Below are 24,545 nucleotides of genomic sequence, written 5' to 3' on the forward strand. Positions count from 1 at the left end.
ATTGGTGTTATTGATCAGTTTAAAGCAGTCCGACATGGAAAAAACAGTCGTGAACAGCTTTCATCTTGGGGGACTGAATGCGGTAGAATGGCGTCCCCCCTTTTATAGACGAATTCCTTATCTATGCCTTTGATACGACTTGACAATATCTCGGTGGCCTTCGGTGCCAGGACGCTGCTGGATAAGGTCGGCTTCCAGATCGAGCCGGGCGAGCGCGTGGCGCTGGTCGGGCTGAACGGCGCGGGCAAGTCGACGTTGCTCAAGCTGGTCTGCTCGCAGCTGCAGGCGGACAGCGGCGAGTTCTGGACCGACCCGGCCTGCCGCATCGCGCAGTTGCCGCAGGCACTGCCGGCGGCGGACGAACGGCAGGTGCGGGATGTGGTGATGGCGGGACTGGCGGATATCGTTGAACTGCGCCAGCGTTACGACCGGCTGGTACAGCACCACGACGAGGCTGACATGGCGGCGCTCGAGTCGCTGCAGCAGGAGATCGAGGCCCGGGACGGCTGGCATCTGGAACAGAAAGTGCAGCGGGTGCTGGATCGTCTTGGTCTGCCGGGGGAGCGGCGCATGTCGCAGCTGTCCGGAGGCTGGCGCCGGCGCGCGGCGCTCGGAGCGGCCCTGGTGCAGGAGCCGGATCTGCTGCTGCTCGACGAACCGACCAACCACCTCGATATCGATACCATCGAATGGCTCGAGCAGCAGCTGCTCGAGTTTCGGGGCGGGCTGCTGTTCATTTCCCACGACCGCGCGCTGGTCGATGCGCTGGCGACGCGTATCGTCGAGCTCGATCGCGGCATGCTGACGTCTTTTCCCGGCAGCTATCGCGAATACCAGGCGCGCAAGGAGCAGCTGCTGGCGGAGGAGGCGCGCCACAACGCCGAGTTCGACCGCAAGCTGGCGCAGGAAGAGGTCTGGATACGTCAGGGAATCAAGGCGCGCCGTACCCGCAACGAAGGCCGGGTGCGGGCGCTGGAACAGATGCGCCGCGAGCGGGGCGAGCGTCGCAACCGTCAGGGGCAGGCCAAATTCAGCCTCGACGAAGCGCAGAAGTCGGGCAAGCTGGTAGCGGAGCTCAAGGGGGTGTGCCTGGCATACGAGGGACGCACCCTTATCGACCATCTCGATCTCACCATTCAGCGCGGCGATAGAATCGGTCTGATCGGGCCCAACGGCATTGGCAAGAGCAGCCTGCTCAAACTGGTGCTGGGGGAGGAAACGCCGGACAGTGGCGAGATCCGTCGCGGCACCAAGATCGAGGTCGCCTATTTCGATCAGCTGCGCGGCCAGCTCGACCCGGACAAAACCGTGATCGACAACATCTCCCAGGGGCGGGAAAGCATCTCCATCAACGGCCGCGACCGTCATATCATCAGCTATCTGGGCGACTTCCTGTTCTCCGCCGAGCGTGCCCGCACGCCGGTGCGGGCACTTTCCGGCGGTGAGTGCAACCGGGTACTGCTGGCCAAGCTGTTCAGCCAGCCGGCCAACGTGCTGGTACTCGACGAGCCGACCAACGATCTCGATGTCGAGACGCTGGAGCTGCTCGAGGAAATACTGCTGGAATTCAAGGGCACCGTGCTGCTGGTGAGTCACGACCGTTCCTTCCTCGACAACGTCGTCACCAGCACCGTGGCCTTCGAGGGCAACGGCCGGGTACGGGAATATGTCGGCGGCTATCATGACTGGCTGCGCCAGCGGCCGGCGCCGGTGGAGCCTCAGGAAGCTTCCGGTGCCGTGCGCCCCGAGTCGAAAAAGCCCGAACCGGAAAAGCCCAGGGGGCAGCGCAAGCTCAGCTACAAACTGCAGCGCGAGCTCGACGCGTTGCCGCAGCAGCTGGAGCAAGCCGAGCAGCTGCTGGCAACCCTGCAACAGGAAGTATCCTCAGCGGCCTTCTACGACCGGCCCCACGGCGAGGTCAGCGAGAAGCTCGAAGCGTTGCAACGTCAGGAGCAGCATGTCGAGCAGCTTATGGAGCGCTGGGTGGAGCTGGAGGCGATGCAGGAGGAGTAGCGGGGCGCTGCGGGCGCGGTTTGCCGTGCCCGCAGCCCGCGAGTGCTCAGTCCTTGTCTTTCTCGACCGGCTGCACGCGAATGGCCAGCACGTCGCAGTGGGCGCCGTGCAGCACGCCGTTGGCGGTGGAACCCAGCAGCAGCGACAGGCCATGCCGGCCATGGCTGCCGACGATGATCAGGTTGATGTCGTGCTCGTCGGCGATGCGGTGTATTTCGGATTCGGTGTGGCCGCTGACGATGAGCTTGTTCTTCACCGGGTGGCTCAGCTTGGCGGCAAAGGCATCGAGTTTGCCGCGGGCGTGTTCGTCGAGCTGCTCCTGTATGGTCGTCAGGTCCATCGGCACGTCACCGCCATAGGCGAAGCTCAGAGGTTCAATGACGTGTATGAGGCTCAGTTCGGCGTCGTTGCGCCCTGCAATCTCGCAGGTCTTGTCGATCAGCTGGTCCGATTCTTCCGACAGATCGACAGCCATCAGGATTCGTTTGTAAGCGCTCATCTTGGGAGGAGTCCTCTTGAGGGAGAAGAGAGTTACCCAGAGATTAGCACAAGGGCGCACCGAACAACCTACTGCGCGACTCACAGGCTGCGTTGCGCGGTGCTCGGATTCCTCATGTATAAACCATACACTGCGGACCCTGTGCGCCGTGCGCCTTGCCTGTAGGTCGCTCGCTACGGCTTTTCGGGGCGCCCGCAGCCTATCGCGGCTGGTGTGACTTCGATCAAGGCGCTATGTATCACGGCCCGGCTGCGGAACGGGCCCTTTCAGGACTGGATAAATGTGGAAGTGGACAATAATCGTACTGATCATGATGTCGCTGATCGGCTCCGTCATGTGGGCGATGCCGACGCGGCGCCAGACCGAACAGGCGCAGTTGCGCAGCCGGGCCCGGACCTTCGGGTTCCAGGTGCAGCTGGTGACCCTCGAGGGCCCGCGAGCAAGCGGTGAGGCCGAACCCGAGGAGTTCCGCAGGCCCGCCTACCGCCTGCTGCGTCACGGCGTCGACTCCCGGGTGCGGGAGCGCCTGCAGCCCTGGCGCGTATTTCGGGTGCGCGCGCTCAGTTGTGACGGTCTGCCGGATGGCTGGAGCTGGACCATCGGCGAGCGCATGCTCGACGCCGGCCGGCTGGAGTTGCTGGCGGAGGTATTGCAGAGCCTGCCGCACGACGTGGTGGCGGTGGAGTCTACGCCGATTCACGTCAGTGCGCTCTGGGGCGAAAACGGCGGCGTCGACGAGCTGGAGCGGATTCGCGACGGCCTGCAACGGATAATCGAGGGGAATTTCTAGCGATGCAGCAAACTGCGCAGCCCGTGCCGGGGCGTTACCGGCACTACAAGGGACAGGAATACGAGGTGATCGGCAACGCCCGACACTCGGAAACCGAAGAGTGGCTGGTAGTCTACCGCCCCTGTTACGGCGACGGCGGTCTCTGGGTCAGGCCACTGGCCATGTTCGTCGAAGAGGTGGTGCTGCCGGATGGCCGTCGGGTGCCGCGCTTCGCGCCGCTCAGCGATTGCTGAAATACTACTAACGTTTTAGGAAGTAAAGTCAGTCTCAGAGTCATTACTTCCTGAAACGTTAGTATTTGTCCACCTCGTCGGCCAGGGTTCCCGCCGAGCGTTGCGGCCGGGGCTCGAGGCTGTCGAGCAGCGACTGGATCTGTTGTAATCGGTCCTGTTTGAGCTGCTGCGGCACCATGGCCCGGGTCAGGACCGCCTTGGCGTGCTTGAGGTGCGACAGCGCGGCGGGCCGGTCTTCGGCGCTCAGGCTCTTCTGGCCCTGCGCCAGGTGGGCGGTGGCGACGATGGATACGTTGAGCCAGTGCAGGTCCTGGGCGTAGGCGGCGGCGAGCTGACTGCTGATCTGCCTGGCCTTGGCCAGCTCTTCGAGCAGGCGCCCGGCGAAGCGGATGTAGATCGAGGCGCGCTTGATGGCGCGGTCGCTGTTGAGCGGTACGCTCGAAGGGGTGGCGCGGTCGGCGCCGGCCTTCAGGTTGCGCGTCGTCTGCAGTGTTTCGGAGTCGGGCGCCAGTACCTCCATTTCATCGATGAGGGTCTGGGTGTGGGCGTCGATGCGGTCGATGATTTCACTTTTGCAGCCGGCCGCGCGCATCACCATCAGCGCATTGCAGCAGTGTTCCGCCTGTTGCTGCAGCCACCGCAGGCGCTCGCGGCGTGCGCTGGCGTCCTTTTCGCGGTTGCTGATGACGTGGCTGGTCAGCAAAGCGACCAGCCCGACAACGGCAATCAGGATGATGTAGGTCAGATTGTCTTGCAGCATCGTCGCCAACGTGGTTGGTTATAAATAAGTGTATGAATTATAAAGCCTGGTTGCGCACATTTTCATCCTGTTCGTGAGCCATCTTCAGACCGGTCGCTGCGGTTTTTTTTCGGGGTCGCGGCTTGACCCCTGAAAACGCAGCACTTATATATGCACGCTGATTGAGCCTGCGAACCCCGTCCGGCTAGACGCCAGGGACTTTGTGACCGACGACGGTCGCAGGGTACGCAGGTCCCAAGCCCTTTCCGCGCCAAGGAACAGAACTCTATGGGTAAGTCTCTCGTTATCGTCGAGTCCCCGGCAAAGGCAAAGACGATTAACAAATATCTCGGCAGCCAGTTCGTTGTGAAGTCGAGCGTCGGTCATATCCGCGACCTTCCGACCAGCGGCAGTGCGACCAAAAGCGACCCCAAGGAGCGGGCACGGCAGGCGGCGCTGACACGCAAAATGTCTCCGGAGGAGAAAGCCGAGTACAAGGCGCGCAAGTCGCGCGAGCAGCTGATCGCGCGGATGGGTATCAATCCCGATCATGACTGGCAGGCGCATTACGAGATCCTGCCGGGCAAGGAAAAGGTCGTCGATGAGCTCAAGCGTCTGGCCAAGAGTGCCGACGAAATCTATCTCGCGACCGACTTGGACCGTGAAGGGGAGGCCATCGCCTGGCATCTGCGCGAGTCGATCGGCGGGGACGACAGCCGCTTTCGCCGCGTGGTGTTCAACGAGATCACCAAAAAAGCCATCAAGTCGGCGTTCGAGAAGCCCTCGGATCTGGATATGGCGCGGGTCAATGCGCAGCAGGCGCGGCGCTTTCTCGACCGCGTCGTGGGCTACATGCTGTCGCCGCTGCTGTGGGAAAAAATCGCCCGTGGCCTGTCCGCCGGGCGGGTACAGTCGGTGGCGGTGCGGCTGGTGGTGGAGCGTGAGCGCGAAATTCGCGCCTTCGTGCCGGAGGAATACTGGGAAGTCCATGCCGACACTCTCACCTCGCTGAGTGAGGCGGTTCGTCTGCAGGTGACGCGTCACCAGGGGCAGGCGTTCCGCCCCACCAGCGAAAGCGAGACCAGTAGCCATCTGGAGCAGCTCAAAAAGGCCGCCTTCGAAGTCGTCAAGCGCGAGGACAAGCCGACCAGCAGCAAGCCCGGTGCGCCCTTTATCACCTCCACGCTGCAGCAGGCGGCGAGCACCCGGCTGGGGTTCGGCGTCAAGAAAACCATGATGCTGGCGCAGCGCCTGTACGAGGCCGGTTACATCACCTACATGCGTACCGACTCCACCAACCTCAGCACCGAGGCGGTGGCGGCCTGTCGTGAGTTCATCGAACAGCAGTACGGCAGCGAGTATCTGCCCGAGGCGCCGGTGGCCTACAGCAGCAAGGAGGGCGCTCAGGAGGCGCACGAGGCCATTCGTCCGTCGGATGTCGCCATTGCGCCGACCTCGCTTTCCGGCATGGAGCGCGACGCCGAACGCCTGTACGACCTTATCCGGCGCCAGTTCCTCGCCTGTCAGATGAAACCGGCCGAGTACCTCAGTACCCGTATCCAGGTGAAGGCCGGCGAGTTCGAGCTGCGTACCCGGGGCCGCATTCTCAAGTTCGACGGCTTCACCCGTGTGCTGCCGTCCAAGGGCAAGAACGACGAGGATATCATCCTGCCGGACCTCAAGGCCGGCGACACCCTGAATCTCGAGCAGCTCGATCCCAAGCAGCACTTTACCAAGCCGGCGCCGCGCTACACCGAGGCGAGTCTGGTCAAGGAGCTGGAAAAGCGCGGTATCGGGCGACCCTCGACCTACGCCGCGATCATTTCGACGATTCAGGATCGCGGCTATGTTCAGGTACAGAATCGCCGCTTTTACGCCCAGAAGATGGGCGATATCGTCACCGAGCGCCTGACGGAAAACTTCTCCGACCTGATGGACTACGGCTTCACTGCCCGCATGGAGGAAGCCCTCGATGACGTGGCGGCCGGTGGCAAGGACTGGAAAGCGGTGCTGAACGGCTTTTATGGCGACTTCGTGCTCAAGCTGCAGGACTCCCAGAGCCCGGAGCATGGCATGCGGCCGAACACACCGACCGAAACCGATATTCCCTGCCCGGACTGCGGTCGACCGATGATGATCCGTACCGCCAGCACCGGGGTGTTCCTCGGCTGCTCAGGCTATTCGCTGCCGCCGAAAGAGCGTTGCAAGGCGACGATCAACCTGGTGCCGGGCGACGAGGTGGTCAGCGAGGATGCGGACGACGAGGCGGAATCCCGTCTGCTGCGCAAGAAACACCGTTGCGCCAAGTGCGGCGCGGCGATGGATTCCTATCTGATCGACCAGACCCGCAAGCTGCACGTCTGCGGCAACAACCCCGACTGCGACGGTTTCGAGGTGGAAACCGGGAGTTACCGTCTCAAGGGCTACGAGGGACCGACCATCGAGTGCGACAAGTGCGGCGCTGAAATGCAGCTCAAGACCGGCCGCTTCGGCAAGTACTTCGGTTGCACCAACAGCGAGTGCAAAAATACCCGCAAGCTGCTCAAGAGCGGTGAGCCGGCCCCGCCCAAGATGGACCCGGTGCCGATGCCCGAGCTTGCCTGCGAGAAGGTCGAGGATACCTACGTGCTGCGGGACGGGGCCAGCGGCCTGTTCCTGGCTGCGAGCCAGTTTCCCAAGAATCGCGAAACCCGGCCGCCCAAGGTCAGCGAACTGCTGCCGCACAAGAACGAAATCGACCCGAAATACAGCTTCCTGTTTTCGGCCCCGGTGGCGGACGACGATGGCAATCCGGCGCAGATCCGCTATAGCCGCAAGACCAAGGAGCAGTATGTCATGACCGAAGTCGACGGCAAGGCGACCGGCTGGCGCGCCTACTACGAAGGCGGCCGCTGGGTGGTGCAGGACAAGGCCAGCAAGAAGTAATTTTGGGCTGGCGATGCCTCAGGCATCGCCAGCGGGAGTCGCGAGATGAGTCTGTATATTACCCGCACCAGTCAGAAGCTAAACTTCGCCCGCCTGCACCTGGAGCGTCTTGAAGAAGCCCAGGCGTCGACCGGCTGGAGCAAGCATGCGCTGGTGGAGTCCTTTCAGGAGTCGGTGCTGTTTCATCTGGCATCCGGCTATCAGGCGTTCCTGCGGGAAATTGCCGAGCGTTACCGGCTCGATGCAGCGCAGGTCGGATGCTTTGCCGATCTCGATGCCCGGCTGGAGGCAGCCGGGCTCGAATCTCCGGAGCGCAGCGAGTTGGGTGTGCTGGAAGGCAACGCTGACAGCTGGTTGAAGCAGATGCTGCTGGCTTACGAAGCTTGCTGGCAGGCTAGCGAGCGAAGCGCGCCGCAGGTCCCACCGCAGCACAGCCTGTCGGAGATACAGGTGCGCCAGGTCAATCCGAGTCACCGCGAAGATGGTGCTGTGCTGGAAGAGTGCCGGCGCTGGTTTTCGCAGTTTTCACACCTTGTCGAGCGCCTGCGCGCCGGCATGGAGGAGTGGTAGGAAAAGAAAGTTTCAAGCGGCAAGCGAAAAACTGCACCCACCCGAATCCCTGGACCGGAGGGTGGGTCTAGCGATGCAATGGCACTTGCTTACCCATTACTCCAGTCGCTCGGGCATCGCGTAACCCGCCATATCGATCGCAGTACAGATCGATTGGTGTCGGCTGGCACTTTGCCGCCCCGGCACTCCACTTGTTGGGTTACGCGGCTGCGCCACTAGACCCAACCTACGGGACACAGGTCGCACAACCCGCCATAGCGATCGCCGTACAGATCGATGGGTGTCGGCTGGCGCGAAGGGTGTTGGGTTGCGGTCGTTCCGACCTTCACCCAACGGTCTTAACGCTTCGCTTACGCGTGCTGCCGGCCGCGAATCAGAATGCCGTGGCTGCGTCCGCTGGCGGCGGCCTGCTCCAGTGCCTGGAGCTCCTGCTCCGGCAGATACCCCGGCCAGGAGATAACCACGTGACAGGTGCCGGCACGCAGCGCGCGGCAGGCCAGATCAAGCACGCTGTGCTCGACGTCGCGGTGAAGCAGTATGACCTTGTTGAGGTCGATGCCGGCCTCGCTCAGCAGCGTTTTCGGCAACCGGGGCGGCGGGGCGACCCAGGCGAACCAGCGCTCGTCACGGCTCAGTTGCGCCAGCAGCGGCATCAGCAGCGGCATGCTTGCAAGATCGGTATCGTGGGTGACGATCTCGGTCAGTTTCCCGTCGAGCCCTCCCGTACGGTGCTGTTGCGGGGTGGTCTGTGGGCGGGGGCGGAACCCGGCTGCGTTGCCGATGCTGTTCGAGCGGATCATAACGACTCTCCTGTGCGGCGAATGACGCCGACGCCCAGTCCTTCGATTGCCAGTTCCTGCTCGCGCAGGTCCACCACTATGGGTTCGTAATCTTCGTTTTCGGCGATCAGGTAGACCTTTTCACCTTCACGCTTGAAGCGCTTCACCGTTACTTCGTCGTCGATGCGGGCCACCACAATCTGGCCGTTACGCGCTTCGCGACACTGGTGTACAGCAAGCAGGTCGCCATCCATGATGCCGATGTTGCGCATGCTCTGGCCACGGACCCTGAGCAGGTAGTCGGCGCTGGGGTGGAAAAAATCCGACGAGATGGTGCAGTGGTCCTCGATATGCTGCTGCGCCAGAATCGGCGAACCTGCCGCGACCTGACCGACGATCGGCAATCCCTCGTTGGCGGCTTCCTGCTCGATTTCCGGCAGCCGGATACCGCGGGAAGTGCCCTTGATGATCTCGATTGCGCCTTTCTTGGCGAGCGCCTTGAGGTGTTCCTCGGCGGCATTGGCGGAGCGAAAACCGAGTTCGCGGGCGATATCGGCGCGGGTAGGGGGATAGCCGGTGGTTTCGATATGGTGCTTGATGCACTCGAGCACGTCCGTTTGTCGCCGGGTCAGTTTCATGATCGGAACCTGTTTGTATGTACAGTATGTGTAAGTATATACAGTAACCGTTCCGGGTAAAGCAAATTCTGTCTATGCATCCAGTGGTTTGGTAGAATCGCTCGCCTTCACGGGCTATGGCGGACGTCGATGTGCTGACCGAGGCGTTAAAGAACGAAATACAACAGGCTTACCGCGACTTTCTCGCGGCCAAGTCGCTCAGGCCGCGTCAGGGTCAGCGCCTGATGATCGCGCACATCGCCCGGGTGCTCGGCAATATCGAGGCCGACGCGTCGGGCGTGCGTCAGCAGGGGCCCCACGTCTGCCTCGTCGAGGCGGGCACCGGTACCGGCAAGACGCTGGCCTATCTTCTGGCAACGCTGCCGCTGGCGAGGGCCGCCGGCAAAAAGCTGATTCTGTCGACGGCCACCGTGGCGTTGCAGGAGCAGCTGGTGATGAAGGATCTGCCCGAAATCTCCCGTCACGCCCAGTTGCCGGTCAAGTTCAGCCTGGCCAAGGGGCGCGGGCGCTATCTGTGCATCAACAAGGCCGAACGGCTGCTCGACAGCCAGGCAGCCATGGGGCAGATGGCGCTATACGAAGACGAGCTGGCGGCAAAACTCGACGACGAGTCGGTGGCCCTTTATCGCGACCTGCTGAACGAATTCGCCGCCGGACGCTGGGACGGCGACCGCGACAATCTGCGCCAGGAGCTGGAAGAGCCCCTCTGGCAGCCGCTCACCAGCGATCATCTGCAGTGCAGCAACCGCCGCTGCGCCAATTTCAGCGCCTGTCCGTTTTACCGCGCCCGCGAGTCGCTCGATCAGGTGGAGGTGGTCATCGCCAACCATGATCTGGTGATGGCCGATCTCGCGCTCGGCGGCGGCGCCATCCTGCCGGATCCGGTCGACAGCATCTATGTGTTCGACGAAGGACATCACCTGGCGGCCAAGGCCATCGGTCACTTCGCCTACAGCATGAGGGTCGGCTCCAGCAGCCGCTGGCTGTCCACGGCGTCGCGCCAGCTCGAGCGGATGCGCGGCGAATGCGGTGACCACTCGGTGCTCAACACCTATGTCGGTCAGCTGGATGTCCCCTTTGCCGAGCTGCACCAGTGCCTGGAAGGCCTGCAGCGCAGCCTCAGAACCATGCTCCACGATGCCGACGGCAGCCCCGGCGCCGAGCGTTTTCGTTTTCCCGGCGGCAAACTGCCCGAAGCGCTGCGCATCGAGGCCGGCGATATTGCGATGATCGCGGACAAGGCCTCGAGCAAGATCGAAATGATCGTCGATCTGCTCAAGGAGGCCATGGACGGCGGCATTCCCGAGCTCGACAAGGCTTCCGCGGAGCGCTGGTACCCCCAGGTCGGGGTGCTGCTCTCGCGCATGCAGTCGATCTGCTGGCTGGCGCGTTCCTACCGCGAGCCCGACCCGGAGGGCGCATCGCCGACGGCGCGCTGGATCAATATCGTCGAGGGCAGTGACGGTATCGACTACGAGTGCCGTTCCAGCCCGGTGTCGGCGGCCGGCACGCTTGGCGAGCACCTCTGGGAACACTGTTATGGCGCTGTGGTGACGTCGGCGACACTGACGGCGCTCGGACAGTTCGATCGTGTGCTGGTGGATCTGGGCCTGGCGCCGGATACGCCCTGCGAGCGACTGCAAAGTCCCTTCGATCACCAGCGCAGTGCCGAGCTCTGGGTGCCGCCGATGCAGGCGGATCCGTCAGACCCCGAGGGGCATACCCGGGAAGTGGCGGAATTTCTCGGTCAGCGGCTATTAAGCGCCAAGGCAACTCTGGTATTGTTCAGTTCCTGGCGCCAGATGCGCACCGTGCTTGAACAGTTGGACGAATCCATCAAGAATACGGTGCTGTCCCAGGGCCAGTATTCGAAGAACGAAATTCTCCAGCAGCACCGCGCCGCCGTCGACAGGGGCGAGCCCAGCGTCATCTTCGGCCTGGCCTCGTTCGCCGAGGGCGTGGATTTGCCCGGCGGCTATCTGACCGAGGTGATCATTGCCAAGCTGCCGTTCAGCGTCCCGGACGATCCGGTCGATGCGACGATGGCAGAGTGGATCGAACAGCGCGGCGGCAACGCCTTCATCGACTGGTCGGTCCCGATGGCGTCAATGCGGCTGACGCAGGCCGTCGGCCGGTTGCTGCGGACGGAGCAGGACAGTGGCACTGTGATACTGCTCGATCGCCGGGTGGTGACGAGGCGCTACGGCCGCCAGCTGCTGGATGCCTTGCCGCCGTTCAGGCGCAAACTGAACTAACAGGATTTAAGGGTTAAAGTTGAGCAACGAAGAGAAAAGCACCAAGCGCAGGCGCCCGCGGGGCTCGTCCCGCAAACGTGGCGGATCACGGCGGCGTCGGGACGGCGCTGCAGCCAGCTGGACTCCGGCCGATTTCGTCGTGCCCGAGGTCGAAGGCAAGCGCCGCTTTCACGACTTCAACCTGCCGGACGCGGTATTGCACGCGATCCAGGATCTGGGCTTCCAGTACTGCACGCCGATCCAGGCCGCGACCATCGAGCCGGCGCTCGAAGGCAAGGACATCATCGGCAAGGCCCAGACCGGCACCGGCAAGACCGCGGCGTTCCTGACCGGTATCATCACCGACCTGCTGGACTTCCCGCTCGGCGACGAGCGCAAGCTCGGCGAGCCGCGGGCGCTGATCGTGGCGCCGACGCGCGAGCTGGCGCTGCAGATTGCCTCCGATGCCGAGGGGCTGGGCAAATACGCCGATATCGGCGTGGTGGCGCTGGTCGGTGGCATGGACTACGACAAGCAGCGCGCCCAGCTGCGCGAGCGTCCGGTCGACATCCTCGTGGCCACCCCGGGTCGCCTGATCGACTTCGTGCGCTCCAAGGAAGTGGATCTCTACAACGTCGAGGTGCTGGTGCTGGACGAAGCCGACCGCATGCTGAGCATGGGCTTCATCCCGGATGTGCGTACCATCATCCGCCAGACGCCGCGCAAGGGCGAGGATCGTCAGACGCTGCTCTACAGCGCCACCTTCTCCGACGACATCATGAACCTGGCCAAGCAGTGGACCCTGGAACCGGTCAAGGTCGAGATCGAGTCGGAGCACAAGACCACGGATAACGTCAGCCAGACGGTCTTCCTGGTGTCGAGCAAACAGAAGTACCGTTTGCTGCGCAACTACATCCGCGTCAACAATATCGAGAAGGTGATCGTGTTCGGCAACCGCCGCCACGAAACCCGGGCGCTGGCCGAGCGTCTGCAGAAGGACGGCCTGAAAGCGGCGCTGATGTCCGGCGAGATCCCGCAGAACAAGCGTCTGCGCACGCTCGAGGACTTCCGCAGCGGCAAGATTCAGGTGCTGGTCGCCACCGATGTCGCCGGTCGTGGCATTCATATCGATGGCGTCACGCACGTTATCAACTACCAGCTGCCGGAAGAGCCGGACGACTATGTGCATCGCATCGGCCGTACCGGCCGCGCCGGGGCCAGTGGCGAGTCGGTCTGCTTCGCCTGCGAGAACGACTCCTTCCTGATTCCGGAGATCGAGGCCGAAACCGGGGTCAAGCTCGATTGCGTGCACCCCGATGCCGAACTGCTCAAGGATGTGCCGGAGATGCCTGCGGCGCCGTCCGCCGACGAGCAGACGGCGGAATCGCCGCTGCAGGAGTCGGCGGAAGACTCCGCACAGGAATCCGCGGAGCCGGCAGAAGAGTCCGCGCCGGGGGACGAGCAGGAGCTTGCGCAAGCGCCCGCCAAGCAGCCCGAACCGCAAGCCGAGCCTGCCAGGGCGGAGGCTGAAGCGGCGCAGGATCGGCCGGCAGAGGCTGAAGCGGAAACCGCTCCGGCCGTTAACGAAAAGAGCCTGGCAGCCGAGGCCCATGAGCCCGAGGTGAAGACGGATGCGGTGCATGACGCGGCGGCGTTGAAGCAGGCCGACGCGGGTTCCGCTTGCGAAACGGCGGCAGAAGCGCAGGCAAACCCCAGCGCTCAGATACCGGCAGACGCGGGTGCCGATGCCAACGACGAAGCCGAAGGCGCGGTGAAGCCCGAAGCCGGGGCCGCGGCTGTCGAGATCGAGCCGCGCAAGGCCGACGAGGCCGCCGATGAGCTACCCGCCCAGAGCAAAACGGGCGCAGCGGCAAGCGAGCCGGCGCAAGACGCTGCCGCCGCAGCGCAGCCGGAACAGCCTGCGGACGACGCCGGCAAGCGCGATGAGCCGGAGTTTCGGGAGCCGCGATGAGTCGTGATGATCGCCACGGCACCCGGCGTATCAGTCGGATAGCCGCGACGCTGGTGGCGTTGTTCTTCGCCGCCATCGGTGTCGTCGGCTACCAGCGAACCGGCGACTCGGGGCTGCTACTGGCCTTTCTGGTCATGGCGCCGGTGGGGTTCGGCCTCGTCACGCTGCTGTTTCGCGGCGTGGACTGGGTGCTCGACAGCCTCGATCGCCGTCGTTGACCGGCGGCGCCGGGCGCCCGTGCGGCGTCCGTCATCGCCAAAAATAACAAGGAGTTTCTTGCAATGAGTGGCAATACGCAGGTCGCGGTACTGGGCGGAGGCAGCTTCGGCACCGTGCTCGCGAATCTGGTTGCGGAAAAGGGATTGCCGGTGCGCCTCTGGCTGCGGGATCAGCAACAGGTCGCCTCGATACGCAACAGCCGCGAAAATCCCAAGTATCTGCCGGGCTACCGGCTGGCGGACGGTCTCGAAGCCGACTCCAGCCTGGAGCGGGTGCTCGACGGCGCAGAACTGGTATTCGTCGCCATCCCCAGCAGCGCCTTTCGCCAGGTGGTCCGGGATGCCAAACCCTATCTCCGGCCCGGCCAGATGGTGGTCAGTACCACCAAGGGCATCGAAGCCGACACCTTCAGCCTGATGAGCGAGATCCTGCGCGACGAGCTTCCCGAGGCGCTTATCGGGGTACTGAGCGGGCCCAATCTCGCCAAGGAAGTGGCGGCGCGCCAGTTGACCGCGACCGTCATCGCCAGCGAGGACCCGGCACTTCGCGACACGGTGCAGAAGGTGCTGCACACCGAATATTTTCGCGTCTATGCCAGCACCGACATGTATGGCGTCGAGCTCGGCGGTGCGCTGAAGAATATCTACGCCATCGCAGCGGGTATGAGCGCGGCGCTCGGCATGGGCGAGAATACGCGCAGCATGCTGATGACCCGCAGCCTGGCCGAGATGAGTCGCTTTGCCGTCAGCATGGGCGCCAATCCGCTGACGTTCCTTGGTCTCGCCGGTGTCGGCGATCTGATCGTGACCTGCATGTCGCCGCTGTCGCGCAATTATCGCGTCGGTTTTGCGCTGGGCGAGGGCAGGACGCTGGACGAGGCGGTCGAGGCGCTCGGTGAGGTGGCCGAGGGCGTCAACACGCTACGCCGGGTGAAGGAAAAAACCGACCAGCTGGGCATTTACATGCCGCTGGTGTCCGGTCTCTACGAAGTGGTTTTCAACGGGCTGCCGGCCGCTGCAGTGGCGAAGATGCTGATGCTCAACGAGCAGAGCAGCGACGTCGAGTTCGTGCTGCCGCGCGAGGGCTGACGCCGGATGCACCCGCTTACGCGTTAGACGAGACCCGTTACCAAACCCATCGATGAAACTCTACCTGATGCGTCACGGCGAGGCCGGCTTCAACGCCGCCTCCGATTTCGAGCGCAGCCTGACCGAGGCCGGCGTGGCCGCGCTCGATCGCCTGCTGGAGCGGGAACACGAGACCCTGCGTGACATCCGTCTGATCGTATCGAGCCCCTATTTGCGGGCGCGGCAGACGGCCCAGCGCCTCGCCGCGCACCTCGGCGCGGTGCAGCTGGATCCCGTGGGCGCCTTTACCCCTGAGTCCGAGGTCACGACCGCGCTTGCCGCACTGGAAACCTGCGCCACGGATGGCCTGCTCCTGGTGGCTCATCAACCGTTGCTAGGCAAGCTGGTGGCGACGCTTTGCGACGGGGATGCCCGTTACCCCGAGCCGATGCTGCCGGGCAGCATCGCCATCCTCGAGCTCGACTGGCCGGCCGCGGGTCTCGGCGTGCTGGTGAAAAAGCTCGACTGCTTTTGACGGTGTCCAAGTGCCGAATCGGCGCCCAAGATGGGTTGCACGACGCCCTGGCCGCATCGGTGACCGATACGCCATACCGATGCGCCGCTCCACCCATCCTACGATTTACGTTTGTCCCGCTTAAGCGCGATGAGCCTTATTGTTGTGCCTGACTGGCGTTGGCCTTCAGGCGCTCGGCGTACTTTTCGGCGAGCTGCCTGAGGTAGGCGTCGATCTGGCCGCTCTCGAGTGCCTTCATGGCGTTTTCCAGCTTGCCGTTGTGACGGTAGATGCGCAGCCCCTCGGCCAGGGTGGCCCTGGCCTTGTCGCGCTCGCCCAGATGCACGTAGGCACCGGCGAGATCGTAGTAGAGCTGAATGTCCGGCGTCTGCTTGAGGTACTCGTTGGCCCAGTCGGCGAACAGCTGCGAGTTGGCCTTGCTGTCCAGGCTGTAACCGGCGATCAGGGTGTTTTTCATTTGCAGATAGGTGGCGGGGCCGGAGAAAAACAGGTTGTTGATCGCCGGCTCCAGGTAGGCCGGCTGCTGGCCCCGGCTTTTCATGTAGCTGACGATGCCGCTGTTGGCCACCAGCGACTGTAGCAGGAAGGTGGAGGCGCCGGCTGGCACCAGGATCAGCAGTGCGGTGCAAAGCCCGCGCGCGGCCTGCGACAGTCTCAGGGTATAGCGCCGGGTACCCTGGCTGAAAGTGACATACAGCAGGAACAGCAGCAGGAACCAGTGCGGCGAGGAAATATAGAACGGCAGCTCGACCTGAGTGTGCAGGGTAATGGGTATCAGGGTGCCGGCGAGCAGCAGGCCCCGCTGCGGCCCCAGCCGAACCAGCTGCCACAGAACCGCAAGGGCGCACACCAGAATACCGGCAAGGGCGACGATTCCGCCTTCGACCAGCCAGAACAGCAGTTCGTTGTGCGGATGCGAGTAGCGCGGTCCGAGCTTCGCCTCCGGGTGGCTGTCCTGGTAGTGGCCGCGCTGATCCTGCCACACCGACTGAAAACTGCCGATGCCGTGACCGAACAGCGGTGCATTGGCGATGGTTTCGAAGCTGATGGCATAGACCGAGAAACGCACGTCGGCGATGCCGCCTTCCTGCAGCCGCTCGATCTTGCTCAGCGCAGCGGACGAGCCCCGCTCGACCTTCTCCGACAGCAGAAAGGCGCCGCCGAGTGCCAGCGACAACGCCAGTCCCAGCGCGATACGACGGTGGTTCAGCAGGAAGCGGAAGCGCGCGGCAAGGGCCAGCAGCAGCCCCAGTCCGCCACCGAGAAGGCCCACGCGCGAGCCGCAGGAGAGCAGGACGCCGGTGCAGACCACCAGTCCGAAGTAGGGCAGCAGGCGCACCATCAGGCGGGCATTGAGGGCGCCGGGGCGGGTCGCCAGATAAATCGCCAGGGGCAGGCCTGTGGCGAGGTAGCTGGCGGTCAGATTGACCTGCTGGAACATGGCGATCGGGCGCTTGCCGCTGGATACCGGCAGCAGTTCCTTCAGTAACGGCAGCTGCTGTATCTGGATCCAGCCGATCAGTGCCTGCAGCAGAATGCCGCAGAAGATGACGATCAGCGCGATATCGCGGTGGTGGCGGTTGAGGCGGAACTGGAACAGCGCCAGCAGCAACATAAAGCCGCCCAGCACGTAGCCGAGCCGGATCAGCCATTCAGTGGGGTTGGCGACGCCGGTGACGAAGCCGCTGATGACAAGCCCCGCAGGCAGTGCCGCCAGGGCCGGCCAGTAACGGGGCATGTCGAGTGTTCCGCGCCGGAACACGTAGAGCCAGCCGGCGCCGATGAGCAGCAGGGCCGCGCTCCAGGTGCTGGCGTTGTAGGGCAGGTAAAGGCCTTCACCGCCGAGGTTCTGCTGGTAATATAGCGGCGCTGCGAGAAACAATAGCCCGAACAGCAGGAAGAACAGCTTGTGAGAGCGCTCGAGCTCGGGATTGCGTTCGAGCTTCAGCGTGAAGGTGCCGGGTTTGCTGCGGTGGCGGTTCTTTCTGCGTTTGTGTTTACGCGACATCGGGCTTTCCTTGCAAGCGTGGCGGGTTTTGGACGGTTCCCTGTGTCTGGGATGGTAACCTATTTGCCCGTCGATGTAATTTCACAGCAACCAAAGGACTGCGGATGCACAACTCCCTGAGTTTCGAGGTCAACGGACGCCGTATCGCGGCCATGGAATGGGGGCAGCCGGATGGCGTGCCGCTGCTGGCGCTGCATGGCTGGCTCGACAATGCCGCCAGCTTCACGCGGCTGGCAAGGATGCTGCCCGGGGTGCGCCTGATCGCGCTGGATCTGTGCGGGCACGGTCTGTCCGATCATCGTCCGGCCGGCATGCCGTACTATATCTGGGACAATGTCCCGGAGGTGCTGGCGGTGGCCGATCAGCTGGGGCTGCGGCGATTCGACCTGCTCGGACACTCCATGGGGGCTGCGGTCTCGACCCTGCTGGCAGGGGCCTTCCCCGGGCGCGTCCGGCGCCTGTTTCTGATCGACGGCCTGATGCCGCTCGATTACGAGGCCGGTCAGCTCCCCGAGCTGATGGCCGAGGCGCTGCAGAAGCGTGCCCGCGCCGGGCGTCGCGTGCTGCGGCCCTACGGCAGCTTCGAACAGGCGGTACAGGCACGCATGGGCGGGCGCTGGCCGGTGTGCCGGGAGGCCGCTCAATGGCTGCTCGAGCGCGGTATGCGCGAGCAGGACGGCAACTGGCACTGGCGCAGCGACAGCGCCCTGACGCTGCCATCGGTGGTTCGCCTGTGCGATGCGCAGATCGACGCTTTCCTGGGCCGTATCGGCTGCCCTGTGGACCTGGTGATGGCGGAGCAGGGACTCGGTCTCGATCGCGTGCAGCAAAAGCTGCCGCTGATCGACGATATCGAGCTGCACATCTATCCCGGAGGGCATCATCTGCATCTGGAAGCGGATGGCGCCGCACGGATTGCTAAACTGATCAGCGACAGGTTGCAAATCGAGCCTGATCAAGGCATCGGCTGATTTGACCCTAATCGCGGCCCGGCACGTAAAAGCCGGGACCGCCCCGGGTTTTCCGGGAGCGACGGAATGGATGAACGGAGTCTGACTGTGCGCAATAAAATCTCCTGGTTGTTGATCGGCCTGCTGTTTTCCACCGGTCTGCTGGCGCAGACGGATGTCAGCGGCAGCGCCGACTATCCGCTGCTCGAGCGCTTTCCATTGTCCTGGATCGAGAGCTATCAGCGCCGGCAGACGCCGGAATACCTGCTGATGCTGTCGGAGCTGAAGAAGGTCAACAATGTGGTGGTCGCCGATCGGCGCCAGTCGCTGCAGGGGGATTTGAGGCGCATTACCTATCGTATTCCGGAACCGCACCTGCCGGACGATGCTTTCCGTCACTTCCGCGAACAGATCGAGAAGAAGGATGGCGAGATACTGTTCAGCTGTACCGGGCGCGACTGTGGCAGCAGCCATTACTGGGCCAATGACTTTTACGGTATATCCCAGCTATACGGTCTCGATCGCACCCAGTACTACCTGGCCGCCAGGCTCGGCAACGATTATCTCGCCCTGTACGCGGTGCAGCGTGGCAACCGGCGCGTCTATCTGCAGCTCGATGTGGTATCGCCAGAGGGTGCGGACGACCTCAAGCAACAGCTGGAGGTGGCCGGGTACGCCACCCTGTCCCTGGAGGGGCGTGAGTCCGTCGAAGTCGCGGACCGCCTGGTGCAGCTGCTGGCGGAGTTTTCGCCTCAGGACCGGTTCTGGTTCGTGGTTCACTGGCGCGGGGATGACGCCAGCGAGGCGATCGCCGCGTCGGAGGCCTTCGGCCGCGAACTCGTCGACGGTGTCCGGCAGGCGGGTTACGAGAACATAGAATCGTTCGGCGTAGGGCCGCTGGTGCCGCCGGTGCTGAGCGGGCGCGATCGACTGCTGATGGTGGTCAGGCGCACACAGGAGTAGAGCTATGAAGGTCACAGTATCCTTGGTTCTGGGGAGCGGCGGCGCCCGCGGCTACGCCCATATCGGTGTGATCGAGGAACTGGAACGCCGTGGTTACCGCATCAAGGCGATTGCCGGCAGTTCCATGGGGGCGCTGATCGGCGGGCTTTACGCGGCGGGGTCGCTGGCCGACTATCGCGACTGGGTACTGGGGCTCAAGCGTATCGATATACTGCGGCTGATGGATGTCACGTTCAGCCGCGGCGCTATCCGCGGCGACCGGGTCTTCGCGCGCCTCAAGGGCATCGTCGGCGATCCGTTGATCGAGTCCCTGCCGATTCCCTTTACCGCGGTGGCCACGGATCTGGCGCACCAGAAAGAGGTCTGGTTTCAGTCCGGCCCGCTGCTGGAGGCGCTGCGCGCATCCGTTGCGGTGCCGGGGTTCTTCACGCCGGTGATCAAGCACAACCGTGTGCTGGTCGATGGCGGGGTGCTCAACCCGTTGCCGATCATTCCGACCGTTGCGGCCCATGCCGATATCATCGTGGCGGTGGACCTCAATACCAGCCGTTACCGCATGCCGGTGGTGGAAATGCCGCACAATGCCCACCTCGATCAGACGGGTTTCGGCGACGACAAGCCAGGCGAAAGGCAGGATAGCGATTCCGAGCGGGTCGAGCGCAATCACAAGGAGCGTTTTGCCGGGCGCATGGACATCCTGCTCAGCTCGGTCGAGGCCATGCAGAGCTCGCTGAGCGAATACAAGATCGCCGGTTATCCGCCGGACCTGACCATCAACGTTCCCAAGGAGGCGGGCAGCTTCTACGAGTTCCACCGCGCCGCCGAAATGATCGAGCTCGGCCGCGAGATCGCCCGCGAACGGCTCGCGGCGCTGGAGCAGGGGCGGCTGGTCGAGGAACTCGGGTACTGACAGGCTGATGGGTTACGCCGCATCTGGCCTGGAATGGCCCGATACGAACTGCCGCTGCGGCTCCACCCATCCTACCGGGCTTTTCGTCTGCTCAGCTGTGAACCAGCGCCATGAATTCGTTGCGGGTGGCGAGGTTGTCGCGGAACGAGCCGAGCATCATCGAGGTTTTCATCCAGGCGTTCTGTTTTTCCACGCCGCGCATCATCATGCACATGTGCTGGGCTTCAATGACGACGCCGACGCCGGCGGCATCGGTCACGTTCATGATCGCCTCTGCGATTTCCTTGGTCATGTTTTCCTGAATCTGCAGGCGCCGCGCGTACATGTCGACGATGCGGGCGACCTTGGATAGCCCCAGCACCTTGCCCTGGGGGATATAGGCGACATGCGCCTTGCCGATAAAGGGCAGCAGGTGGTGCTCGCACAGCGAATAGAGCTCGATGTCCTTGACCATCACCATTTCGCTGTTATCAGATGGAAACAGCGCGCCGTTGACGATTTCCCCGAGGGTCAGGCCGTAGCCGCGGGTGAGAAACTTCATGGCCTTGGCGGCGCGTTTGGGCGTATCCCTCAGGCCTTCGCGGTTAACGTCCTCGCCCAGGGCGGCGATTATCTCTGCAAAGGCTTTGTCCATGGTTGTGGCCTCCCGGCGGCGTTGGCAGCAAGGCTCGCCATCGGTGAGCCTGTTTCCGCAGTTCGGTCTCGCTCCGCAGTCGGGGCGAAACGGTACTTTAGGGGTAGGCTATTTTCGTTGTTTAAGCAAGACGTAGAGCGCGCCGGTGCCGCCGTCGCGCGGCTGTGCGGAGCAGAAGGCTAGCACACCGTCGAGCCGGCGCAGCCAGTCGTTGACGTGGGATTTCAGCAGCGGCTGGCGCCCGGCCTGGGAGTACGCCTTGCCATGCACCACCAGCACCACCCGCGCCCGGTTGCGCAGTGCGTCGCGGATGAAGGTGCTGAGTTCGTCCCGGGCCTGCTCGACGGTCATGCCGTGCAGGTCCAGGCCCTGTTCCCACGGCAGGTGGCCCTGGCGCAGGCGCTTCATCAGCCGCAGCTGAATACCGGGCGCGGCGAACAGCAGCTCCTCGCCGGATTCCACGATATCGACGGCCTCGCTCGACAGACCGTCGATGACCCGCTCCGGCTCCTCGGTGGCGGCGGCGCGGCGCAGTGCCAGGCTGTCGGGATCCGGGCTTGCGACGCGGGCGGTATCGGCGCGGTCGTGGTGGTGGCGCTCCACTCCCTGCATCAGGTCTTCGAATGACTGCGCCCCGTCGTCGGCGGGGCTTTGAGAGTCCGTCATGGCGTCACTTCAATATTTTCATTAACATAGGCGGCCTTCATGAGCCGATTCCGTCGTGGCGTCAGGCGCCCGGGGCGGAAGGCGGAAAGCGGCACCCGACAACGAGGGGTGCCATTTATCACATTATCGGTTTTGCAATGAGCATCGATCAAGAACAGGTTGTCAATGAGCTCTTCACGATCCGCGACTTCGTACGCTGGAGTCTGAGTCAATTCCACCGCCACGAGGTGTTTTTCGGTCACGGTACCGACAACGCCTGGGACGAGGCGGTGCAACTGGTACTGGGCGCGGTCGACCTGCCCTGGAGCACGGACCCCGCGGTGCTGGACGGACGTCTGACCTACGGCGAGCGCAAGCGTGTGGTGGACTTCCTGCGTCAGCGTGTCGAGGAACGTCGCCCGTTGCCCTATATTGTTGGCGAGGCCTGGTATCTCGACATGCCGTTTTATGTCAACGAGTCGGTGCTGATCCCGCGCTCGCCGATTGCCGAACTCATTCGCGGCCGCTTCGAACCCTGGCTGCGTCCGGGGCCAGTGGGGCGCATTCTGGATCTGTGTACCGGCAGCGGCTGCATCGGCATCGGTTGCGCCTATGCGTTCGAGGAGGCCGAGGTCGATCTGGTCGACATTTCGGTCGAGGCGCTCGAAGTGGCGGCGCGCAACGTCGCGCGTCACGGACTGGAAGACCGGGTGCACCCGATCCAGAGCGACATGCTCAGTGCGCTGCAGGGACGCTGTTACGATCTGATCGTCTGCAATCCGCCCTATGTCGATGCGGCGGATCTGGCGAGCATGCCGGCGGAATACCGCCATGAGCCCGAACTTGCGCTGGGCAGCGGTGACGACGGCCTGGATCTGACCCGGGCGCTGCTGCGCCAGGCCTGCGACTTCCTCGCCGACGACGGTCTGCTGGTGGTCGAGGTCGGCAACAGCGAAGTGCACCTGATGCAGCAGTATCCGCAGATCCCCTTCATCTGGGTCGATCTGGAGCACGGCAACGGAGTCTTCACCATTACCGCCGACGAGCTGCGCCGACACCGCGACGAGATCTGAGCGGGACTCGACGGAACCCGGGGGTTCCGAGCAGGAATTGCGATTACAGGAATATCACATGTCTGGAAATAGTTTCGGTAAGCTGTTTACCGTTTCCACCTTCGGCGAAAGCCATGGGCCGGCGCTCGGTTGCGTCGTCGACGGCTGCCCGCCGGGTATCGAGCTGAGCGAAGCCGACCTGCAGGCGGATCTGGACCGCCGCAAGCCCGGAACCTCGCGCCATACCACCCAGCGCCGGGAGCCGGACGAGGTGCGGATTCTGTCCGGTGTGTTCGAAGGGCGGACCACCGGCACCTCGATCGGTCTGCTGATCGAAAACACCGACCAGCGCTCGAAGGACTATTCCAATATCCAGGACACCTTCCGGCCGGCCCACGCCGACTATGTCTACAGCCACAAGTACGGTTTTCGCGACTACCGTGGCGGTGGCCGTTCGTCGGCCCGGGAAACGGCAATGCGGGTCGCCGCCGGCGCCATCGCCAAGAAGTTTCTCGCCAGCAAGGGCGTCGAAGTGCGGGGTTACCTCAGTCAGCTCGGCCCGATTCGCATCGACGAGACGCGTTTCGACTGGGACGAAGTCGGGCGCAACCCCTTCTTTTCGCCGGATGCGGCGGCGGCCGCGCAGATGGAACAGTACATGGACGAGCTGCGCAAGGAAGGCAACTCCATCGGCGCGCGTATCTCGGTGGTGGCCCGCGGCGTCCCGGTCGGCCTCGGCGAGCCGATTTTCGACCGCCTCGACGCGGATCTGGCCCATGCGCTGATGAGCATCAATGCGGTCAAGGGCGTCGAGATCGGCGACGGCTTCGCGGTCGTCGAGCAGAAGGGCACCGAACACCGTGACGAAATGACCCCGGAGGGTTTCCTGTCGAACCACGCCGGCGGCGTGCTCGGAGGGATTTCCACCGGCCAGGATATCGTCGCGCACATCGCCCTCAAGCCGACATCGAGCCTGCGTCTTCCGGGGCGCAGCATCAACAGCCGGGGCGAGCCGATCGAAGTGGTCACCAAGGGGCGGCACGACCCCTGCGTGGGTATCCGCGCGACGCCGATTGCAGAGGCGATGATGGCCATCGTGCTGATGGATCACTACCTGCGCAACCGGGGCCAGAACGCCGACGTCAGTCACGACCTGCCGGTACTTTGAAACATTCTTTGAATGTTCTTGTTAGTTGTTGTTTTTAAAGAGTGATCATTCGCCAAACGGGGCGTTGATGGCTCGACAAGGATCCTTGATTGAGATGACCAAGACTTACACCGAAAAACTGTATCAGGGCTACGGCCAGAGCTTCGAGATCGACGAGGTGCTGTTCGAGCAGCAGACCGATTCCTGGCACCTGATCATTTTCCGTAACTCCAAGTTCGGTACCGTGATGGCGCTCGATGGCATCATCCAGACCACCGAAAAGGACGAGTTCGTCTACCACGAGATGCTGACCCACGTGCCGCTGTTCGCCCACGGTCAGGCAAAGAAGGTGCTGATCATCGGTGGCGGCGACGGCGGTATCCTGCGGGAAGTGCTGCGTCACCCGGAAGTCGAGCAGGTGACCCAGGTCGAGATCGATCAGTCCGTGATCGAGATGTGCAAAACCTACCTGCCGAATCACTCCCAGGGGGCCTTCGAGGACCCGCGGGCCAATATCGTCATCGCCGACGGCATCGAGTACGTGCAGCAGTGCCAGGATACGTTCGACGTGATCATTTCCGACTGCACCGACCCGGTCGGTCCGGGCGAGGTGCTGTTTTCCAGCGCCTTCTACGAGAGCTGCAAGCGTTGCCTCAATGACGGCGGCATCTTCGTGGCGCAGAACGGCGTCGCCTATATGCAGGTCGACGAGGTGGTCACCACCCGTCGTCGCCTCGGCCCGTACTTCGCGGATCAGTCGTTCTACTGCGCCGCGGTGCCGACCTACGTCGGCGGGGTCATGACCCTGGCCTGGGGCTCCGACGACGACAGCCTGCGCAAGCTTCCGCAGGAGGTGATCGAGCAGCGCTTCGCCGCCGCCGGCTTCAAGACCCGCTACTACAATCCTGCGGTGCACTGCGGCAGCTTCGCACTTCCGCAGTTCGTCGTCGATGCGCTGGAAACAGCCTGACCACGCTTATGGGGGCCGCCGGCGCGATGCCGCGCGGCCCTCGTTTTCAGTGC

The 24,545-nt window shown here is 63.5% G+C and carries 22 protein-coding genes and 1 pseudogene; 16 read left to right on the plus strand and 7 right to left on the minus strand.

The window, feature by feature from the left end:
• The first annotated feature begins 123 nt into the window (after positions 1-123).
• Positions 124-2,013, plus strand: coding sequence for an ATP-binding cassette domain-containing protein (locus IEX85_RS00820; RefSeq protein ID WP_188857383.1), 1,890 nt, complete (start codon positions 124-126; stop codon positions 2,011-2,013).
• Between the two features lie 46 nt (positions 2,014-2,059).
• On the opposite strand, the gene IEX85_RS00825 is transcribed toward IEX85_RS00820, so the two are convergent.
• A complete protein-coding gene (locus tag IEX85_RS00825; protein WP_188857385.1) occupies positions 2,060-2,512 on the minus strand; it encodes a universal stress protein in 453 nt (150 codons plus the stop codon).
• A gap of 280 nt (positions 2,513-2,792) precedes the next feature.
• Between IEX85_RS00825 and IEX85_RS00830 the strand changes: the two genes are divergently transcribed.
• Together IEX85_RS00830 and IEX85_RS00835 are read left to right on the plus strand one after the other, a co-directional pair.
• Entirely contained in the window at positions 2,793-3,302 is a 510-nt protein-coding gene (locus IEX85_RS00830) for a hypothetical protein (RefSeq protein ID WP_188857386.1), read from the plus strand.
• A gap of 2 nt (positions 3,303-3,304) precedes the next feature.
• Positions 3,305-3,535 (plus strand): DUF1653 domain-containing protein, encoded by a 231-nt coding sequence (locus IEX85_RS00835; protein WP_188857388.1) that lies wholly within the window; start codon positions 3,305-3,307, stop codon positions 3,533-3,535.
• A gap of 58 nt (positions 3,536-3,593) precedes the next feature.
• Here IEX85_RS00835 and IEX85_RS00840 read toward each other — a convergent pair whose 3' ends face one another.
• The gene (locus IEX85_RS00840; protein ID WP_188857389.1) at positions 3,594-4,295 is read right to left on the minus strand and encodes a DNA topoisomerase I; all 702 of its coding nucleotides are present in this window, start codon (positions 4,293-4,295) and stop codon (positions 3,594-3,596) included.
• Between the two features lie 267 nt (positions 4,296-4,562).
• Here IEX85_RS00840 and topA point away from each other — a divergent pair, with 267 nt between their 5' ends.
• Positions 4,563-7,199 (plus strand): type I DNA topoisomerase, encoded by a 2,637-nt coding sequence (gene topA / locus IEX85_RS00845; RefSeq protein ID WP_188857391.1) that lies wholly within the window; start codon positions 4,563-4,565, stop codon positions 7,197-7,199.
• A gap of 45 nt (positions 7,200-7,244) precedes the next feature.
• Positions 7,245-7,769: a DUF6586 family protein gene (locus tag IEX85_RS00850; RefSeq protein WP_188857392.1), complete on the plus strand. Its 525-nt coding sequence runs from the start codon at positions 7,245-7,247 to the stop codon at positions 7,767-7,769.
• Between the two features lie 350 nt (positions 7,770-8,119).
• Here the strand turns inward: IEX85_RS00850 and IEX85_RS00855 are convergent, their stop codons facing one another.
• The gene (locus tag IEX85_RS00855) at positions 8,120-8,569 is read right to left on the minus strand and encodes a cell division inhibitor SulA (RefSeq protein WP_188857393.1); all 450 of its coding nucleotides are present in this window, start codon (positions 8,567-8,569) and stop codon (positions 8,120-8,122) included.
• The gene (lexA, locus tag IEX85_RS00860) at positions 8,566-9,186 is read right to left on the minus strand and encodes a transcriptional repressor LexA (RefSeq protein ID WP_229721732.1); all 621 of its coding nucleotides are present in this window, start codon (positions 9,184-9,186) and stop codon (positions 8,566-8,568) included. Before lexA ends, IEX85_RS00855 begins: the two co-directional genes overlap by 4 nt.
• A gap of 116 nt (positions 9,187-9,302) precedes the next feature.
• Here lexA and dinG point away from each other — a divergent pair, with 116 nt between their 5' ends.
• From dinG to sixA, 5 genes and pseudogenes are all read left to right on the plus strand, one after another.
• Positions 9,303-11,441 (plus strand): ATP-dependent DNA helicase DinG, encoded by a 2,139-nt coding sequence (dinG, locus tag IEX85_RS00865; RefSeq protein WP_229721733.1) that lies wholly within the window; start codon positions 9,303-9,305, stop codon positions 11,439-11,441.
• A 19-nt stretch (positions 11,442-11,460) separates the two neighbouring features.
• Positions 11,461-12,750 (plus strand): annotated as a pseudogene (gene rhlB / locus IEX85_RS00870) (ATP-dependent RNA helicase RhlB); the annotation flags it as partial.
• Positions 12,751-13,388: 638 nt separating this feature from the next.
• Complete coding sequence (locus IEX85_RS00875; protein WP_188857395.1) at positions 13,389-13,610, plus strand: hypothetical protein; 222 nt, start codon at positions 13,389-13,391, stop codon at positions 13,608-13,610.
• A gap of 63 nt (positions 13,611-13,673) precedes the next feature.
• The gene (locus IEX85_RS00880) at positions 13,674-14,699 is read left to right on the plus strand and encodes an NAD(P)H-dependent glycerol-3-phosphate dehydrogenase (protein WP_188857396.1); all 1,026 of its coding nucleotides are present in this window, start codon (positions 13,674-13,676) and stop codon (positions 14,697-14,699) included.
• A 52-nt stretch (positions 14,700-14,751) separates the two neighbouring features.
• Positions 14,752-15,213, plus strand: coding sequence for a phosphohistidine phosphatase SixA (sixA, locus tag IEX85_RS00885; RefSeq protein ID WP_188857398.1), 462 nt, complete (start codon positions 14,752-14,754; stop codon positions 15,211-15,213).
• A 136-nt stretch (positions 15,214-15,349) separates the two neighbouring features.
• Here sixA and IEX85_RS00890 read toward each other — a convergent pair whose 3' ends face one another.
• Entirely contained in the window at positions 15,350-17,221 is a 1,872-nt protein-coding gene (locus IEX85_RS00890) for a PglL family O-oligosaccharyltransferase (RefSeq protein WP_188857399.1), read from the minus strand.
• A gap of 104 nt (positions 17,222-17,325) precedes the next feature.
• Between IEX85_RS00890 and IEX85_RS00895 the strand changes: the two genes are divergently transcribed.
• The 3 genes from IEX85_RS00895 to IEX85_RS00905 all read left to right on the plus strand — a co-directional run bounded on the left by IEX85_RS00895 (position 17,326) and on the right by IEX85_RS00905 (position 20,044).
• Positions 17,326-18,192: an alpha/beta fold hydrolase gene (locus tag IEX85_RS00895; protein WP_188857401.1), complete on the plus strand. Its 867-nt coding sequence runs from the start codon at positions 17,326-17,328 to the stop codon at positions 18,190-18,192.
• Between the two features lie 87 nt (positions 18,193-18,279).
• Complete coding sequence (locus IEX85_RS00900) at positions 18,280-19,134, plus strand: DUF4892 domain-containing protein (protein WP_188857402.1); 855 nt, start codon at positions 18,280-18,282, stop codon at positions 19,132-19,134.
• A 4-nt stretch (positions 19,135-19,138) separates the two neighbouring features.
• The gene (locus IEX85_RS00905) at positions 19,139-20,044 is read left to right on the plus strand and encodes a patatin-like phospholipase family protein (RefSeq protein WP_188857403.1); all 906 of its coding nucleotides are present in this window, start codon (positions 19,139-19,141) and stop codon (positions 20,042-20,044) included.
• 91 nt (positions 20,045-20,135) lie between these two features.
• Here IEX85_RS00905 and folE read toward each other — a convergent pair whose 3' ends face one another.
• Both folE and IEX85_RS00915 read right to left on the minus strand, forming a co-directional pair.
• Positions 20,136-20,678 carry a GTP cyclohydrolase I FolE gene (gene folE, locus IEX85_RS00910; protein ID WP_188857405.1) on the minus strand — a complete coding sequence of 181 codons (543 nt, stop codon included), beginning with the start codon at positions 20,676-20,678 and terminating at the stop codon, positions 20,136-20,138.
• A 108-nt stretch (positions 20,679-20,786) separates the two neighbouring features.
• Positions 20,787-21,344, minus strand: coding sequence for a Smr/MutS family protein (locus IEX85_RS00915; RefSeq protein ID WP_188857406.1), 558 nt, complete (start codon positions 21,342-21,344; stop codon positions 20,787-20,789).
• Between the two features lie 137 nt (positions 21,345-21,481).
• On the opposite strand from IEX85_RS00915, the gene prmB reads away from it, so the two are divergent.
• The 3 genes from prmB (at position 21,482) to speE (ending at position 24,492) form a co-directional block, all read left to right on the plus strand.
• A complete protein-coding gene (gene prmB / locus IEX85_RS00920) occupies positions 21,482-22,396 on the plus strand; it encodes a 50S ribosomal protein L3 N(5)-glutamine methyltransferase (RefSeq protein ID WP_188857408.1) in 915 nt (304 codons plus the stop codon).
• A gap of 58 nt (positions 22,397-22,454) precedes the next feature.
• A complete protein-coding gene (aroC, locus tag IEX85_RS00925; protein WP_188857413.1) occupies positions 22,455-23,543 on the plus strand; it encodes a chorismate synthase in 1,089 nt (362 codons plus the stop codon).
• 94 nt (positions 23,544-23,637) lie between these two features.
• Positions 23,638-24,492, plus strand: a complete 855-nt coding sequence (speE, locus tag IEX85_RS00930; RefSeq protein WP_188857415.1) for a polyamine aminopropyltransferase — start codon at positions 23,638-23,640, stop codon at positions 24,490-24,492.
• Positions 24,493-24,545: the final 53 nt, after the last annotated feature.

Source organism: Marinobacterium nitratireducens, from assembly GCF_014645375.1.
Lineage (GTDB): Bacteria > Pseudomonadota > Gammaproteobacteria > Pseudomonadales > Balneatricaceae > Marinobacterium_A > Marinobacterium_A nitratireducens.